This window comes from Paraburkholderia terrae (genome assembly GCF_002902925.1).
Classification (GTDB): Bacteria; Pseudomonadota; Gammaproteobacteria; order Burkholderiales; family Burkholderiaceae; genus Paraburkholderia; species Paraburkholderia terrae.
The window spans coordinates 2321430-2337396 of sequence record NZ_CP026112.1 but is presented as its reverse complement, the minus strand read 5'-3'; the positions used below and the strand labels follow the sequence as shown (position 1 = coordinate 2337396).

Here is a 15967-nt window from a genome sequence, read left to right as displayed (position 1 = left end):
ATATAAATGGTTTTTATTGGGTTTTTTCAAGGGCAGGGATATTGGGCAGCGGCGAGACACCGGAATATCCGGGATTGCCGCGCAGTTCACGCAGCAAATATTCAATCACCTGCCAACTGGCCATCAAGCCACCCATCAGCCCAAAAACTCCAGCGCTCCCGTGCTCAGGTTGTACATCGCGCCGACGATCTTGATCGTGCCTTGGCTTTCCATTTCGGTCAGCACGGGACTATCGCGACGTATGTTGCCGATCGTCAGTTCGACGTTCTTGCGCGCCACGGCATTCACGAACGCGTAGTTCGTTGCGGAGCGCTCGCCGTTGTACTCGGTGGCCTGCACGGCGGGTTTGATCTTGTCGAGCAACCCGGTGAGATTGCCCAGCTCGGCGTTTGCAATGGCGCCCTTGATCGCGCCGCAGGCCGTGTGGCCCATCACGACGACGACCTTCGCGCCCGACAGCTTGCACGCAAACTCGATGCTCCCGAGGATGTCGGGGTTCTCGACATTGCCCGCAACGCGGCAGTTGAAGATGTCGCCGATACCGAGGTCCATGATGACTTCGGCGGGTGCGCGCGAATCGATGCAGCTCAGCAGGACGGCGGCGGGATATTGCCCCGCTGCGCTCGCGCGTTGCTCGCGCAGATAGTTACGCGGCTTTCGCTCGCCCTTCTGGAAGCGCGCGTTGCCCTGTTTCATGTCGTCGATGATTTCTTGCGGCGACATCCGGTCGCGCTGCGCCCGTGTCAGCGCATCGGCGCGTGCCACGCCGGACAGGAACGTGATCTGGGCAAAGCCTGCAACGGCCGCCGCGCTCGTCAACCGGAGAAATTGCCGGCGGCCCGAGCCTTTGTACTGTTGTGGATATTCATACGTATTGCACATGAACGGGCTCACTGGTTTTTGCAACGTCGTTATGACTCAAGGCACTGTGTTCGATGCGTCACGCATGAGTCGAATATAGGCGATGCCGGATTGCGTTCAAGAGAAATGAAACCGCGCAGTGTTTTTGTCGCTACGTCTTGCGACCGCAAGTGACTGTACAATATGGGTAATTTTAGATAAAACGTCTATCATGAGAAAAAACGTGTTGGAGCGGGAGCAGGAGTCGCTTCTCGATCAGGTGAAGCAGATCGCCGATGGTCTGGGGCAGACGTTCGCCCCGTTTTGCGAAGTCGTCGTCCACGATCTGCGCGACCCGGGGCATGCGATTCTCGCGATTCACAACAACCTGTCCGGGCGCGCGGTCGGTGACCCGGCAACGGAGCTCGGACTCGCGCGGATCGCGGACGAGGACTATCCGCAGTTGCTGACCAACTATCCGAACCAGTTCGGCGACGGCCGCCGGGCGAAGAGCACGTCGGTCGGGATCAAGGATTCATCGGGACGTTATATCGCCGCGTTGTGTCTGAACGTCGACCTGAATCTGTTTCGCGGCATTCAGAACGTGCTGGAGCAGTTCTGCACGGCTTCTGGCGTCGGTGCAAAAGAATCGCTCGATCCCGCCAATGCCGAGGCGATCCGCGAGCGCATCGACCAGTACGCGATGTCGCTTTCCACCACGCCGCAGGCGCTGAAGACGGAGCATCGGCGTGCGTTGATGCAGGAGTTGAAGCAGGCGGGCTTTCTGGAGGTGCGCAGGTCGATGGAAATCATTGCTGCGCACCTGGGCGTATCGCGTGCGACGGTGTACAACGATACGAAGTGACGTGACCTTGTGGATGCCGTCCGCTTACCAGCCATAGAATCTCGGCCACGCGGACACACCCCCGTCGCGTGACAGCGCGTGATACTCGGGATGTTGCGCACCCGTCGCACACGCGTGGTTGGGCAGAATACGCAACCGTGTGCCGACCGGGAAACGCTGCGCGATCGACGTGTCCGGCTCTCCGACTTGCGAGACGATGCCGTGCTCCTGATTCGCGGCGCTCATCACAAAGCCTTCGACAGGCACGCCGTCTTCGGTGCATACCAGCCCGTAACCGAAGTCCTGCTTCTGGCGCTGCGTGCCGCGGTCGCGGCTCATCGCCATCCAGCCCGCGTCGACGATTGCCCAGCCCTTGCTTTCCTGATGACCGATCACCGTGGTCAGCACGCTGAGCGCGATCTCGTCGATGCCGCACACGCCCACGTTGTGCATCACGAGATCGAAGAACACATAGACGCCCGCGCGAACCTCCGTCACGCCTTCGAGATGCCGCGCGGCGAGCGCCGTTGGCGTCGAACCGATGCTGACCGTGTCGCAAGGCAGGCCGGCTGCGCGCAGCCGTTGGGCCGCATGCACGCAGCCGGCGCGCTCCTGTTCCGCGACCCGCTCAAGCTCTGCTGATGTGCTGTAGTCGTAGCTCGAGCCTGCATGCGCGAGCACGCCGCCCAGCTTCATTTTTCCTTCATGCAGAATGCGCCCGACGTTGAGCAGCAGGTCGTTATCCGGCGCGATGCCCGAGCGATGTCCGTCGACGTCGACTTCGATCCACACCTCGAACGTCGCGGCATGAGCGTTCCCGAACGCCACGATCGCTTGCGCCGAATGGACGCTGTCCGTGATGATCTTCAGGCGGCAGCCACGACGGAGCAGTTGCAGCGCCTGTTCGAGTTTGCTGGGCGCCATTGCCACTGCATAGACGATATCGTCGATGCCTGCTGCGAAGAATTGCTCCGCTTCCTTCAGCGTCGAAACGGTTATGCCTTGCGCACCGGCGGCAAGCTGCGCGCGCACGACATGCTCGCATTTGGTCGTCTTCACATGCGGCCGGAACGTTACGCCCTGTGCGCTCATCCGCGTTTGCATGCGCTGGATGTTGCTCGTCATGACATCAACGTCGACGATGGCGGCGGGCGTATTGAGCGAGGCGAGATTCACAGTGCTTTCCTTGTGGCGAAGTGTGCGCGGATTCACTGTAGAGCCTTTGGACTATAGTGTGGTTAATGGTCCATCAACTTCTCATTTAATCTAGTTTAATGGTCGATCTCGACGACATGCGCATGTTCAGGGCGCTCGGCACGACGCATTCACTTGCGGGTGCCGCGCGGCTGCTCGACGTCACGCCACCCGCGCTCACCGTGCGGCTGCAAAAGCTCGAAGAGCGCCTTGGCGTGCATCTCGCGGTGCGCGAGGCGCGTGGCATCTCACTCACTGACGAAGGCACGCGGTTGATGCTCGAAGCAATCGATCTGCTCGAACGTCTCGAAACACTGCCTGAGCGGATCGCAGCGGAACATCAGTCCGTATCGGGGAGCTTGCGCATCGTCGCGCCGCTGGGTTTCGGGCGCGTCCACGTGGCGCCCGTTCTCAGGGACTTTCACCTGATGTATCCGAACGTGAAGGCCAGCCTGACTCTCTCCGATAGCCCGCTCGCCGACAGCGCGGGTGCGGATATCGTGATCCATATCGGCGAAATGAAGGATTCGTCGTGGGTCGCGCACGTTCTCGCGCCGAACGAGCGCTATCTCTGCGCGAGCCCGCGACTCGCAGCAAGTCTCGACGCGCTGGAGCATCCTCACGAACTCGCGCACCTGCCTTGTCTTTGCCTACGCGAGAACGACGAGGATGTGTCGCGCTGGCGTTTCGAAAGGGCGTCAGGCAGAAACGCGAAACAGGGCAAGGCGGTGACTGTGCGCGTGACAGGGGCGCTATCGTCGAACGATGGCGGCGTGATCGGCGATTGGGCGATGCGCGGACTTGGCATCATGGTGCGATCCGAATGGGACGCGGGCGCGTTGATCGCAAGTGGCAAGCTCAAGCGTCTGCTGCCGCAGTGGCGGCTGGCGCCAGCGCCGATCGTCGCGCTCGTGCCGACGCGAAAGGGCGTGCCTGCCCGAGTGCGGCTTTTCCTCGATGCAGCGCGCGCCGCGATGGACCCGCCTCCGTGGCGCAAATAGCGTTGCGTGGCTGTCTCGATGGCGAGTATTTACAAAATGTATTGACATAGACAATATGTCTAATCACAATTCGATCAATCCAGCGGGATAATTGCGCGTCGCTGCAGTTCGCGCGTTCCACGCCCGCGTCGCTCAACACCCCATATCCCGGACGATCATGCTTACTTTGCCCACTTATGACGACGTCGTCGCCGCATCGAAGCGGCTCGAAGGCGTTGCGCACCGCACGCCCGTTCTGACTTCGCGGACCGTCAACGAAATGTTCGGCGCCGAGGTGTTCTTCAAATGCGAAAACCTCCAGCGCATGGGCGCGTTCAAGTTTCGCGGCGCATTCAACGCACTGTCGAAGTTCGATGAGCAGCAGCGCCGCCAGGGCGTGGTCGCGTTTTCGTCGGGCAATCACGCGCAGGCTGTCGCGCTGTCCGCGCGTCTGCTCGGCATGCCCGCGACGATCGTGATGCCGCACGACGCGCCGCACATGAAGGTCGAGGCGACCAAAGGCTACGGCGGCAACGTCGTCATTTACGACCGCTACAAGGAAGACCGCGAGCAGATCGGCCGCGATCTCGCGCAGAAGCACGGCCTGACGCTGATTCCGCCCTACGATCATCCTGATGTGCTTGCCGGGCAGGGCACGGCGGCGAAAGAACTGTTCGACGAAGTCGGGCCGCTCGATGCGTTCTTCGTGCCGCTCGGCGGCGGCGGATTGCTGTCGGGCTCGGCGCTGTCGACGCGCGCGCTGTCGCCCGATTGCGCGCTCTACGCGGTCGAGCCGGAAGCGGGCAACGATGGGCAGCAATCTTTCCGCTCAGGAAAGATCGTCAACATCGACACGCCGAAGACAATCGCCGATGGTGCGCAAACGCAGCATCTCGGCGAATACACGTTCCCGATCATCCAGCGCGATGTCACCGATGTGCTCACGGCGAGCGACGCGGAGCTCGTCGATTGCATGCGTTTCTTTGCGGCCCGGATGAAGATCGTCGTCGAGCCGACGGGTTGTCTGAGCTTCGCCGCCGCGCGCCAGATGAAGGACAAGCTCAAGGGCAAACGGATCGGCGTGTTGATCAGCGGCGGCAATGTCGATGTGCAAAAGTTCGCGGAGCTGGTTTCGGCAAGCTGAAGGAAGCCGCCGCTCTGGCGGCGGACTAGCAGTACACGCCAAGATGCGCTGACATCGACGGCCCGCCGGCGTGGGGCGGAAAGACGCACCAGCCGCCGTCGTGATGACGAAAGAAGAAAATCGCCCGCGCACCGCACGTCGATGATGCTTCGACGTGCGCGTATCTCGTTCCATCCCTGCGCCTATGTCCAAACCGGACGACCCGAATCTGCCCTTGTGGACCAGGTGCGAGCCACTTATCGACCTGAGAGTGCAGCGATTTGGCGGCGGTGTTCATGATCAACTCCTGTGGCTCGTCCCGGTGTTTCGCATCGGCGCTTGCGCTCGATGCCGTGGGATGAACTGAAGAGTAGGACCGCCGTTTCATTTATGATAGTTAATGTTTTTTATCTTTATCATAAACAATTATGGATGGATATTGCCAGGACGTGGGAGGCGCGGGGCATGTCAACGTCACGGCAAGGATTTGCGCAAGCTCATAGAATCATCGCGCGTCCGGCAATGCCGGCGGCACTTTTTGATGAACATAGCTGGCGCGGCATGCGAAATGAAGCTTTCCATGTGGCCGCAGCGGGAAGGAAATACCCGACATGGAAGAGGTTTTCACATCGAGATCGAGCGCAGTCGCACGCATCATGAGCGCGCGTGCAGCGCTGCTGAAGGATTCGGAGGCAGCCGCTTTGAGCGGCGGCGATAAGGCGGCACGGCTCGAGCGCCTGGAGCGCCTGCTCTTCGACGTGCGCGCGGGCCGCATCAACGACTTCACGATGCCAACGGCGAACGGGGAAGTGCGGGTTTTTGTGTCGCCGGATTGATAGCCTGAGTTTCTCTTTTCACCCACCCCACCAACAAAAACGCCCCGCAAAAGCGGGGCGTTTCCATTCCATCTGCAAGCGTGCAAGCAAAGCGCCCGAAAGCGCTTCGCCCTACATCACCGCTTAGAACTTGTGACGCATGCCGACGCGGAACGCCAGCTGGTTTTGCGAGCCCGAACCCGACGTGTTGAAGTACGACGTCGACGAACCGATCTGAGCCTGGATCGGAGCGCCCGAAGCCGTCTTGCCCGATGCGTCCTGATAGATCACCAGGCCGTAGACATCGGTGCGCTTCGACAGCGCGTAGTCGACGCTTGCGTCCACCTGGTTGAAGTGGCCCGTCGTCGCGCCCGTCAGACGCGAGTACGTGTAGCCGAGGCCAGTCGTCAGCGCCGGCGTGAACGCGTACTTTGCGCCGCCTTCGAAGTTGTTGTACGTCGTCGACGCGCCCGTGATCGGCTCGAAGTGCGTGTTCGTCCACAGCGCGTAGAGCGTTGCCGGTCCGATGATGTAGCGGCCGCCCAGACCGAACGTGCGCAGGTCGCGCACCGTGCCCGTCGTGACGTTGGCGATCGACGTCGAGAATGCCGGCGTTGCCTGGCCCGGGAAGCGGATGTCCGTGTACGCTGCGCCCAAACCGATCGGGCCGTTCGCGTAGTTCACGCCGAAGCTGTAAGCGCGCGACGAGCCTGCGACGGGAGCCGCTGCCGTGCCCGTTGCCGGTGCGCCGCCGAATGCGCCAGCCTGGTTCGAGAAGCCATACATCGCGCCGAACGTCAGGCCCGCGAAGTTCGCGCTGCTGAACTTCACTGCGTTGTTGATACGGCTCGACGTGAGCTGGTCGACGTCGTTGATGTGGTAAGCGTAGTTACCGGCGACCGTCAGGCCACCCGTCGAATAGTTGCTGCCCAGATAGTCCGTCGTGAACGCATATTGACGACCGAACGTCAGCGAGCCGATGCCGTCCTTCGACAGACCCACGAATGCCTGACGGCCAAACAGTGCGCCGCCTTGACCCGACGTGCCGTTGCCGCTGTTGAAGCCGCTTTCGAGCACGAACAGTGCCTTCAGGCCGCCGCCCAGGTCTTCCGTGCCGCGCAAGCCCCAACGGCTGCCTTGCGCTACGCCGTCGTCATACTTGAACAGCTTGTCGCTGCCGCCTGCTGCGTTCTTCGAGTGGTTTGCGTAGCTGATACCTGCATCGATGATGCCGTACAGCGTGACGCTGCTTTGTGCGTGTGCGGTACCTGCGAATGCCGAGGCGAGTAGAGCGGTGGTAAGTACTTTCTTGTTCAAAACTTTCTCCAGATTGAAAAATGGCGATCGCGAGCCTGACTCTGTGGCAGGTCGCGCGACGGGCGCAAATGTAACGAGGAGAAAGGAAAGGAATATGACAGCAAATCTTTTTGCTAAATATGTAGTACAAATACGACAACATTTGCTTTGCGTGCAAAAGGGTCGCGCGCAAATCTGTGCATATGCTTCATATTCACGACGCCGCCAGGCTAGTCACAAGCAGGTTTGTTTAGTGCCCGTCACGAAACAAACGCCGATATGCATCGGGCTGGAGCCAAAAAAAACGCCCGCATAAAGCGGGCGTTTTCATTCGATGCGAGGCGGCGTGCAAGCCGCAATCGTCGTCAGGCTGACAGTAACTGCCCTTTCCGGAAGGCCTTCGCGCCTGCAATCCGCACGATCTCCATGCCCGCCTGCGCGAAGCGCGACAGATGGCGCGCATACATCACGCCCGCCACCGTCGACTTCAACGTGATGACCTGATCGGTCAGCGGATCGATGATATCGGCGATGGGCTCGCCGGCATCGATCCACTTGCCCACTTCCTGGCGATACACGACGACGCCGCTCACGGGCGTAACGATCGGCTCGGTGCCGGCGAGCGGCGTCGCGGCGAATTCGAGCGGCGGCATCGGCGCGGCTTCGCCGGCAATCACGCCGCGATGCGTCAGATATTCGATGATCCCTTGCGCGTCGTGCTCGGCGAACTCATACGACACGTCGCGCTGGCTGCGCAGTTCGACCGTCACCGAGATCGAGCCATTCGGAATCGGGAAACGGTCGCCTACGCGCGTGCGCAATTCCGACCAGCAGAAGCTGTGAATCTCGTCGAACGGATTGCCGACGGAATCCACCGCGAGCAGCGAAGCCTTCGAATCCAGATAGCGCGCAAGCGGCTCGACGTCGGGCCACAAGTCCGGGTTCGTATACAGATGCAGCGCCGCTTCCCAGTCGCAATGCAGATCGAGCACGACGTCCGCGTCGTACGACAGCAGTTGCAACCCGAGGCGTTGCGATTCGACTTCGGTGCGCGGCGTTTGCGCGTCGAGCGCTTCGCGCATGGCCTGGCGGATGATCGTGCGGTTCTGGTCGGCATCCGTCGTGAGACGGCCTTCGATCACCGGCTCGATCAGGTCGAACAGGTTGTAGAAATTGCGGTTGAAGTTCTGCGCGGTGTTGGTTTCGAAGCGGCCGGCGAGCAGGCCGAGCACATGCTGGTTAAGACCGATCGGATTCGCGACGGGCACGATCACGACTTCGCCGCGCAGCTTGCCAGCGGCTTCGAGCGCTTCGAGCTTGCGGCGCAGTGCCCACGACACCAGCATGCCGGGCAGTTCGTCAGCGTGCAGCGATGACTGGATATAGACCTTCTGTCCACCGCTCGGACCGTAGTGGAAGCTCGTCAGGCTGCGAGCGGTGCCGAGGGTCGGGGAAATCAGCGGATGATTGAGGGTTTGCATGATTGGTGTGGCGCCGCCGGCGACGCGCGGGCGCCCTATAGTTGCACAGATATGACTTCGGATTGACTGCTGAAAACGGTGGCACGCACAACGGCTGCGCCGTGAATCGTTCGATCTTAGCCCATTTGAGCAGCGCGGGCGACGCTGTGCCGCCGCATGGACTCGCCCGCATCGGCGTCAAAACAAAACGGGCTCCGAATGGAGCCCGTCTGCATACCGGCGCGTCGCGCGGGCGAGCCGCGCGATGCACTGCCGTGTCGATCAGCCGCCGTACACGTCGAAGTCGAAGTACTTCTTCTCGATCTTCTTGTAGGTGCCGTCCTTGATGATGTCGGCGATCGCCTTGTCGACCTTCGCCTTCAGATCGGTGTCTTCCTTGCGCATGCCGATGCCAGCGCCTTCGCCGAGGATCTTCTTGTCTTCGAGGTCCTTGCCGACGAACTGGAAGCCCGCGCCGCGCGGCGTCTTCAGGAAGCCGATTTCAGCCTGCACAGCGTCTTGCAGCGCTGCGTCCAGACGGCCCGAGATCAGGTCGGCATAGACCTGGTCCTGGTTCTGGTACGGCGTGACCTTCGCGCCCTTCGGTTCCCAGTAGGTCTTCGCGTACGTTTCCTGGATCGTGCCCTGTTCGACGCCGACCGTCTTGCCCGACAGCGATTCCGCCGTCGGCAGGATGTTCGAGCCCTTCTTGGCGACGAGGCGCGTCGGCGTGTTGAACAGTTTCGACGAGAAAGCGATCTGTTCGGCGCGTTGCGGCGTCATCGACATCGACGACAGCACGCCGTCGAACTTCTTCGCCTTCAGTGCCGGGATCATGCCGTCGAAGTCGTTTTCGACCCACACACACTTTGCCTTCAGGCGCGTGCAGATTTCATTGCCAAGGTCGATATCGAAGCCGACCAGCTTGCCGTCGGAACCCTTCGATTCGAACGGCGGATAGCTGGCGTCGACGCCGAAGCGGATGGTGGTCCAGTCTTTCGCGTGTGCGCCGATCGATACGGTGGCGAGCAGGGCAACCGTCAAAGCCGCAAGCAGTTTCTTCACTGATGTACTCCCGGGAGTGGTTCAAAGTGTCCCGCATGCGGTTGTGCCGCTGCGCGACGTTGCCCGGCCGTTGTGCCGGGCTTGTCTATATTGGCCGCTGGCTGGGCAGCCAGCAACGCGCGCCAAGCTTAACAAATCAAAATATTTGCGGTGCTAGTGAAACACCGGATGGCACAGGAGTATTGCCTCTAGCGGGCATTTTTATGATATGGGGCAGGAAGAGGGTAATGAAAGCAAAACGAAGGCAAAATAGACCGTGAAACAGGCGTTTGCCGCGCATGCGGCAGTGCGGCAAACGCTTTTGGTTCAAGGCCTTAGGTCAGCGACAAGGTGCAAGCGTCGGTCAAACGATCCGCTCGCCGCCGCGATAGGTCGCGCGCGGCACCGGCAATGCGTCGAGCATCGTGACGCGCACGAAGTCGGCGCGCAGCCCGGTCTCGATCGCGCCGCGGTCGTGCAGCCCCGCCGTGCGGGCCGGTTCCGCCGACACGGTCGCCATCGCGCGAGGCAAGCTCCAGCCGGCTTTCTCGACGAGTTCGAACGCGGCCGTCAGCAGGCTGGACGGCACGTAATCGGACGACAGGATGTCGAGCAGATTCGCTTTGGCCAGTTCCAGCGCCGACACGTTGCCCGAGTGCGAGCCGCCGCGCACGATGTTCGGCGCGCCCATGATCGTCGCGATGCCGTGACGGTGCGCGGCTTCGGCGGCGATGCGGGTGGTCGGGAATTCGGCGAGCACGATGCCTTCTTCGGCGGCCTGCTGCACGTGCTCGACGAGCGTGTCGTCGTGGCTCGCGACGGGCACGCCGAGCGCCTTGCAGCGCTCGACGATCTGGCGGCGGTGCTCGTCCGCGAAGCGCTGCTGTTCGTCTTCTAGTTCGACGAGCGTTGCAGCCATGTGTTCGTCCGTCATCTTGCCGTGGCGCTCCTGGAAGCGGCGCCATTGCTCGCGGTCGTGCCACTGGCGTTGGCCCGGCGTGTGATCCATCACCGACGCGAGACGCAGCAGCGGGTGGTCCTTGAGCGTATCGAACAGTTCGACCACATCGGCTGTCGCGATTTCGCAGCGCAGATGCAGGAAGTGCTCGGCGCGCAGCAGCTTGCGCTCGGAGAAGCGCTGCAGCGCTTCGGCGCAGCGTGTTTGCGTGTCGGCGCGGCGCAAGCCGACGTTCGAGCGCGAGCCGATCGCGAGCGCATCGAACACGGTCGTGATCCCGGCGGCGGCAACCTGTGCGTCGTGAATCACGAACGCGGCATCCGTATTCCATTCGACGCCCGGCCGCGGCAACAGATGCTTCTCCAGATTGTCCGTGTGCAGTTCGATGAGGCCCGGCAGCAGATAGTCGCCCTCCCAGTCCTGCGCGCCGGCCGCCGACGTCGTGCCGCGCGCGACGTCGCGAATCACGCCGTCCTCGACGCGCACGACGCCTGTGAATACTTCGTCCCGCGTGACGACGCGGGCGTTCTTGATCAGCATGTCGATGCTCCGTATCGGATCGATATCAGTGTAATGCCGTTGCGTGACGCAGCGGTGGCGTCAATTCCAGCCTGCGTGTGGCGACTTTCGCGCGCGTGTCTTCATCGTGAAAGATGCCGACGATTGCCGCGCCGAGCTCGCGCGCCTCGACGATCAGATCAGCGACGATGTCGCGGTTCTCCGCATCGAGCGAAGCGGTTGGCTCATCCAGCAGCAACACGGGATGCCCGGCAATCAGACCGCGCGCGATGTTCACGCGCTGCTGCTCGCCACCCGAGAACGTCGCGGGCGCGAGCGGCCACAAGCGCTCGTGTACGTTGAGCCGCGCGAGCAACGCGGCGGCCCGCGCATGCGCTTCGTCTTCATCGACGCCGCGCGAGACCAGAGGCTCGGCGACGAGATCGAGCGTGCTGACGCGCGGGATCACGCGCAGAAACTGGCTCACGTAACCGACCACGCCGCGCCGCAAATGCAGCACGTCGCGCGGCTCGGCGCCCGTGATCGACAGATGTTTCGCTTGCTGCGAGTCGTCGCGAATCGCGATCGTGCCCGCGCTCGCCAGATAGTTGCCGTACAGGCAGCGCAAAAACGTGCTCTTGCCCGCGCCCGACGGCCCGACCAGCACGACGCACTCGCCGCGTTCGACGTCGAGCGACACGCCCGCGAGCGCGTCGATCTGCACGCCGCCCTGGCCGTGCAGCGTGAAGGTCTTGCCGATACCGACGGCGCGCAACATCAGCGCGTCGTTGTCGATGAACGATGTTTCGATTGACGTTGTCATCGCGTGAGACCTCAAACGGGAAGAACGGAGGAAACCAGCGTCTGCGTGTACGGGTGCTGCGGGTCGTCGAGCACCTGATCGGTGAGACCCGCTTCGACGACTTCGCCGCCTTGCATCACCATCAGCCGGTGCGCGAGCAGACGCGCGACGCCGATATCGTGCGTGACGATCAGCACCGACAGATGCAACGTCGACGTCAACGTGCGCAGCAGATCGAGCAGACGCGCCTGCACGGATACATCGAGACCCGCCGTGGGTTCGTCCATGAACACGAGACGCGGCCCCGTGACGAGATTGCGCGCGATCTGCAGACGCTGTTGCATGCCGCCCGAAAACGCGGAAGGCAATTCGTCGATACGCGACGCATCGAGTTCGACGCGCGACATCCATTGCGTGGCCGTGTCGCGAATCTTGCCGTAGTGGCGCGCGCCGACTGCCATCAACGGCTCGCCGATATTCGCGCCCGCAGACACGGCGTTGCGCAATCCGTCGCGCGGATTCTGCTGCACGAAACCCCACTCGGTGCGCATCAAAAGACGTTTGCGCGGCTCGGACAACGCGAGCAGATCGAGCGTTTCGCCGTGCGCGCTTGCGTAGTGCAACGCGCCGCTGTCTGCGGCAGTGCGCAGCGCGAGCGTGTTCAGCAGCGTCGTTTTGCCCGAACCCGATTCGCCAACGATGCACAGCACTTCGCCCGGATACAGATCGAAGCTGACGTTGCGGCAACCGTTGCGGCCGCCGTACTGTTTGGTGAGCGCGCGGGCGCTCAGAAGCGGCGTCATGCGCTTTCTCCTTCGTTCGGTTGTTCGCCTTGCTGCTCGCGCCGATCGTGGCAATAGTCGCTGTCCGAGCAGACGAACATGCGCTTGCCCGCATCGTCGACGATCATTTCGTCGAGGAAGCTTTCCGTCGATCCACACAGCGCGCATGCATGCTCCCAGCGCTGCACTTCGAACGGATGGTCGTCGAAATCGAGGCTTTTTACGGGGGTGTACGGCGGAATCGCGTGGATGCGCTGTTCTCGTCCTGCGCCGAACAGTTGCAGTGCGGCGTTCATGTGCATCTTCGGGTTGTCGTACTTCGGGATCGGCGACGGCGACGCGAGATAGCGCCCGTTGACGATCACCGGGTAGTCGTACGTCGTCGCGATGCTGCCGTGATGCACGATGTCCTCGTACAGCTTCACGCTGATCAACCCGTAATCCGCGAGCGCGTGCAGCTTCTTGCATTCGGCCGTGCGCGGCTCGAGCCGATGGAGCGGCTCGGGCATCGGCACCTGATAGACGAGAATCTGCTTCTCCGTGAGCGGCGTTTCGGGAATCCGGTGACGCGTTTGCACGATGGTCGCTTCGCTGGTCTTGCGGGTGGTGTTGACGCCCGTGGTGCGCGCGAAGAAGCGGCGAATGTTCACCGCGTTGGTCGTTTCATCGGAGCCCTGGTCGATCACCTTCAGCGTGTCGTCGCGCCCGATGATCGACGCCGTCACCTGAATGCCGCCCGTGCCCCAGCCATACGGCAACGGCATTTCGCGCGACGCGAACGGCACCTGATAGCCAGGCACGGCCACGGCTTTCAACAGCGCGCGGCGGATCATGCGCTTGGTCTGTTCGTCGAGATACGCGAAGTTGTAGCCTTCGGCGGCGCTGTCGTGCGCGGCGGTTTGCATCGTCGTGTCGGGCGCGTTCATGCCGCTTGCTCCTGTTGATCGTTGTCTTCGTCGCGTGCGGCGTGTTTCGCGCGCAGACGTCGCACGAGTTCGAGTTCGGACTGGAAGTCGACGTAATGCGGCAGCTTCAGATGCTGCACGAAGCCCGACGCTTCGACGTTGTCGCTATGCGACAGCATGAATTCGACGTCCTGTGTCGGCGAGCCAATCGTTTCGCCGAGTTCTTCGGCACGCAACGCACGGTCGACGAGTGCCATCGCCATCGCCTTGCGCTCCGAATGGCCGAACGCGAGACCGTAGCCTTGCGTGAAGGTCGGCGGCACTTCGTTGCTGCCCGCGAATTGGTTGATCATCTGACATTCGGTCACGTCGATTTCGCCGATCTCGACGGCTTCGCCCAGTTCGTCGAGTTCCATTTCGACCGCGACGGTGCCAAAGCGGATTTCGCCCGCAAACGGATGCGAATGCGCGTAGCCGCGTTGCGTCGCGTAACCCATCGCGAGCAGGAAGCCTTCGTCGCCGCGCGCGAGGTTTTGCAGGCGCGTTGCGCGGCTGGCCGGAAACGACAGCGGCTCGCGCGACAGATCGCCTGGCTCGGGCGCGGCTTCGGACACGCGTTCCTGTTCGATCAAACCTTCCTTGTCGAGTAGCGAGACGACGCGCGGCATCGCTTCCTGCGCGGCGCTTTCGATGCGCTTCGTGTGCAGCGCGCTGTCGTCATCGCCTTCTGCCAGCAGCGTGAAATCGAGCAGACGTTGCGTGTAGTCGTACGTCGCGCCGAGCATCTGGCCGCCGGGCACATCCTTGAAAGTCGCGGAGATGCGCCGTTCGATCCGCATGTCTTCCGTATCGACGGGCTGCGTGTAGCCGAAACGCGGCAGCGTCGTGCGATACGCGCGCAACAGGAAAATCGCCTCAACGAGATCGCCCGCGGCCTGCTTGATCGCCAGCGCTGCGAGCTCTTCGTCGTAGACGGAGCCTTCCGTCATCACGCGCGCGACGGCGAGCCGCAATTGCGTGCGAATCTGCGCGACGCTCAATTCGGCGAACTGCGTGTCGCCGCGGCGCGCTTTGTCGAGCAGGCGCCACGATGCTTCGATCGCGCGCTCTCCACCTTTGACGGCAACGTACATTAGTTCAGCTCCACGTGAGTTGTGCGCGGCAGGCCGATCAGCGTGTCGCCGCAGACGAGATAACAGTCGATACCGCACGGAAACAGCGGCGCGAGTTCCGCGCGCTCGCGCCAGAAGCGCTCGGGCAGGCCGGTGGGCGCGATCGTCTGCGTGTGTTCGATGCCGGGGCCGCGCAATACGACGGGCGAGCCTTGCGTCAACGAATCGACGCGCACGATCAGCGTCACCGATTGCTCCGGCGTTTCCGGCTCGCCGAGCGCAAAGCACGACAGCGGCGGCAACGTGCTCGCGTCATGCACATAGGCGAACGCGGCGTCCTGCGGTTCGTCGACGAGCGGCGCGCCGGTGTGAAAACGCAATGCCGAACCGAGTACGGCATCGGGTTGTGCGAGCCAGACGGGTGTCGAGTAGTCGCACAGCGCGAGCAGTGCGGCGAAAGCGGCGAGATCGGCGCGCGCGTGCGGCAGCGTGTTGCGCGCGTCGCTGCGGGATGCGGGCAGCACATTGTCGATCGTGCCGATCTTGCCCGGACGCGACAGCGCATCGAGCAGCGCGCGAAACACGGATTGCGTGTCATGCACGGGATCGGCGAAGCCCGGCGTCAGCGTCGACAGCGCGATCTGCGGGGATTGAGCGGAAGTGTTCATCAGTCGCCTCGGACCATCGTGAAGAATTCGACGCGCGTCGATGCGGCGTCCTGTTGGCGTTGCGCGTGTTTCGCAGCGAGTTGCGAAGCGAGTGGCGCGATCAGTTGCGCCTGCAACCGTGCGTGATGCTGCGGCGTTTGCAGCAGCGCGTCCGCAATAGCAGCCAGTTCGGCGCGGCGGCGGTCGCGGCCCAGATGACAAGCGACGCCAACGGTAGTGCCTTCATCCGATTCGTCGCGCAAACGCAGCGTCGCGCGCGTCACCGTCGCTTCGCCCAGATTGAACGCGTCGCCCGTGCCGCCGATGCGCCCGCGCACCATCGCCAGCCCGATCTCAGGTGGACGCAGCCAGTCGAATGCGGGAAGCGGCAGGCCTTCCATCGCGCGGCTCAGCGCGGCTTCGAGATCGGCGCGCGCGGAGCGGGCCATGACGGCCATCCACGCGCGGCGGACAGGGTTGGCGGAAGTCGGGGAATCGGCTAAAGGAGGGGAGGCGGCGGCACTCATCGGGTTTCCTGGAAGTTTCCTGGAGAAGGGATGCTCGTTGGCGAGTCCAGACATTTGAGCATCTATTCGTCTAAACGTCTAGACGTTTAGAGCTAAACTGTCGCTTGCTCGTGACAGAAGGCGCAGTTTCATATTTCCGC

17 protein-coding genes are annotated in these 15967 nt (G+C 62.5%); 4 read left to right on the top strand and 13 right to left on the bottom strand.

Features of this window, described 5'->3' with window-relative positions:
* Nucleotides 1-13: 13 nt before the first annotated feature.
* Nucleotides 14-136 carry a hypothetical protein gene (locus C2L65_RS47100; RefSeq protein ID WP_255221887.1) on the bottom strand — a complete coding sequence of 41 codons (123 nt, stop codon included), beginning with the start codon at nt 134-136 and terminating at the stop codon, nt 14-16.
* Nucleotides 136-882: a carbonic anhydrase family protein gene (locus C2L65_RS26695; RefSeq protein WP_042307762.1), complete on the bottom strand. Its 747-nt coding sequence runs from the start codon at nt 880-882 to the stop codon at nt 136-138. Before C2L65_RS26695 ends, C2L65_RS47100 begins: the two co-directional genes overlap by 1 nt.
* Nucleotides 883-1072: 190 nt before the next feature.
* On the opposite strand from C2L65_RS26695, the gene C2L65_RS26690 reads away from it, so the two are divergent.
* On the top strand, nt 1073-1705 hold the full coding sequence (locus C2L65_RS26690) for a helix-turn-helix transcriptional regulator (RefSeq protein ID WP_042307764.1): 633 nt from the start codon (nt 1073-1075) through the stop codon (nt 1703-1705).
* A gap of 24 nt (nt 1706-1729) precedes the next feature.
* Here C2L65_RS26690 and C2L65_RS26685 read toward each other — a convergent pair whose 3' ends face one another.
* Nucleotides 1730-2860 (bottom strand): DSD1 family PLP-dependent enzyme, encoded by a 1131-nt coding sequence (locus C2L65_RS26685; RefSeq protein WP_042307830.1) that lies wholly within the window; start codon nt 2858-2860, stop codon nt 1730-1732.
* A gap of 98 nt (nt 2861-2958) precedes the next feature.
* On the opposite strand from C2L65_RS26685, the gene C2L65_RS26680 reads away from it, so the two are divergent.
* The 3 genes from C2L65_RS26680 (at nt 2959) to C2L65_RS26665 (ending at nt 5817) form a co-directional block, all read left to right on the top strand.
* Nucleotides 2959-3879, top strand: a complete 921-nt coding sequence (locus C2L65_RS26680) for a LysR family transcriptional regulator (RefSeq protein WP_042307766.1) — start codon at nt 2959-2961, stop codon at nt 3877-3879.
* Nucleotides 3880-4036: 157 nt separating this feature from the next.
* A complete protein-coding gene (locus C2L65_RS26675; RefSeq protein ID WP_042307768.1) occupies nt 4037-5002 on the top strand; it encodes a threo-3-hydroxy-L-aspartate ammonia-lyase in 966 nt (321 codons plus the stop codon).
* Between the two features lie 590 nt (nt 5003-5592).
* The gene (locus C2L65_RS26665; protein WP_042307770.1) at nt 5593-5817 is read left to right on the top strand and encodes a hypothetical protein; all 225 of its coding nucleotides are present in this window, start codon (nt 5593-5595) and stop codon (nt 5815-5817) included.
* 123 nt (nt 5818-5940) lie between these two features.
* Here the strand turns inward: C2L65_RS26665 and C2L65_RS26660 are convergent, their stop codons facing one another.
* The 10 genes from C2L65_RS26660 to phnG form a co-directional block, all read right to left on the bottom strand.
* Nucleotides 5941-7113: a porin gene (locus tag C2L65_RS26660; RefSeq protein WP_042307771.1), complete on the bottom strand. Its 1173-nt coding sequence runs from the start codon at nt 7111-7113 to the stop codon at nt 5941-5943.
* A 344-nt stretch (nt 7114-7457) separates the two neighbouring features.
* Nucleotides 7458-8573, bottom strand: a complete 1116-nt coding sequence (locus C2L65_RS26655) for a succinylglutamate desuccinylase/aspartoacylase family protein (RefSeq protein ID WP_042307773.1) — start codon at nt 8571-8573, stop codon at nt 7458-7460.
* Between the two features lie 261 nt (nt 8574-8834).
* Nucleotides 8835-9617 (bottom strand): ABC transporter substrate-binding protein, encoded by a 783-nt coding sequence (locus C2L65_RS26650; protein ID WP_042307775.1) that lies wholly within the window; start codon nt 9615-9617, stop codon nt 8835-8837.
* A gap of 343 nt (nt 9618-9960) precedes the next feature.
* Nucleotides 9961-11094: an alpha-D-ribose 1-methylphosphonate 5-triphosphate diphosphatase gene (locus C2L65_RS26645; RefSeq protein WP_042307776.1), complete on the bottom strand. Its 1134-nt coding sequence runs from the start codon at nt 11092-11094 to the stop codon at nt 9961-9963.
* Nucleotides 11095-11119: 25 nt separating this feature from the next.
* On the bottom strand, nt 11120-11875 hold the full coding sequence (phnL, locus tag C2L65_RS26640; protein WP_042307778.1) for a phosphonate C-P lyase system protein PhnL: 756 nt from the start codon (nt 11873-11875) through the stop codon (nt 11120-11122).
* Between the two features lie 11 nt (nt 11876-11886).
* A complete protein-coding gene (phnK, locus tag C2L65_RS26635) occupies nt 11887-12657 on the bottom strand; it encodes a phosphonate C-P lyase system protein PhnK (RefSeq protein WP_042307780.1) in 771 nt (256 codons plus the stop codon).
* Complete coding sequence (locus C2L65_RS26630; protein WP_042307782.1) at nt 12654-13562, bottom strand: alpha-D-ribose 1-methylphosphonate 5-phosphate C-P-lyase PhnJ; 909 nt, start codon at nt 13560-13562, stop codon at nt 12654-12656. The genes phnK and C2L65_RS26630 overlap by 4 nt, the downstream gene beginning before the upstream one ends.
* Nucleotides 13559-14674 carry a carbon-phosphorus lyase complex subunit gene (locus C2L65_RS26625; protein WP_042307784.1) on the bottom strand — a complete coding sequence of 372 codons (1116 nt, stop codon included), beginning with the start codon at nt 14672-14674 and terminating at the stop codon, nt 13559-13561. The genes C2L65_RS26630 and C2L65_RS26625 overlap by 4 nt, the downstream gene beginning before the upstream one ends.
* A complete protein-coding gene (gene phnH / locus C2L65_RS26620; protein WP_042307786.1) occupies nt 14674-15321 on the bottom strand; it encodes a phosphonate C-P lyase system protein PhnH in 648 nt (215 codons plus the stop codon). The genes C2L65_RS26625 and phnH overlap by 1 nt, the downstream gene beginning before the upstream one ends.
* Nucleotides 15321-15827, bottom strand: coding sequence for a phosphonate C-P lyase system protein PhnG (phnG, locus tag C2L65_RS26615; RefSeq protein ID WP_042307787.1), 507 nt, complete (start codon nt 15825-15827; stop codon nt 15321-15323). The genes phnH and phnG overlap by 1 nt, the downstream gene beginning before the upstream one ends.
* Nucleotides 15828-15967 lie beyond the last annotated feature (140 nt).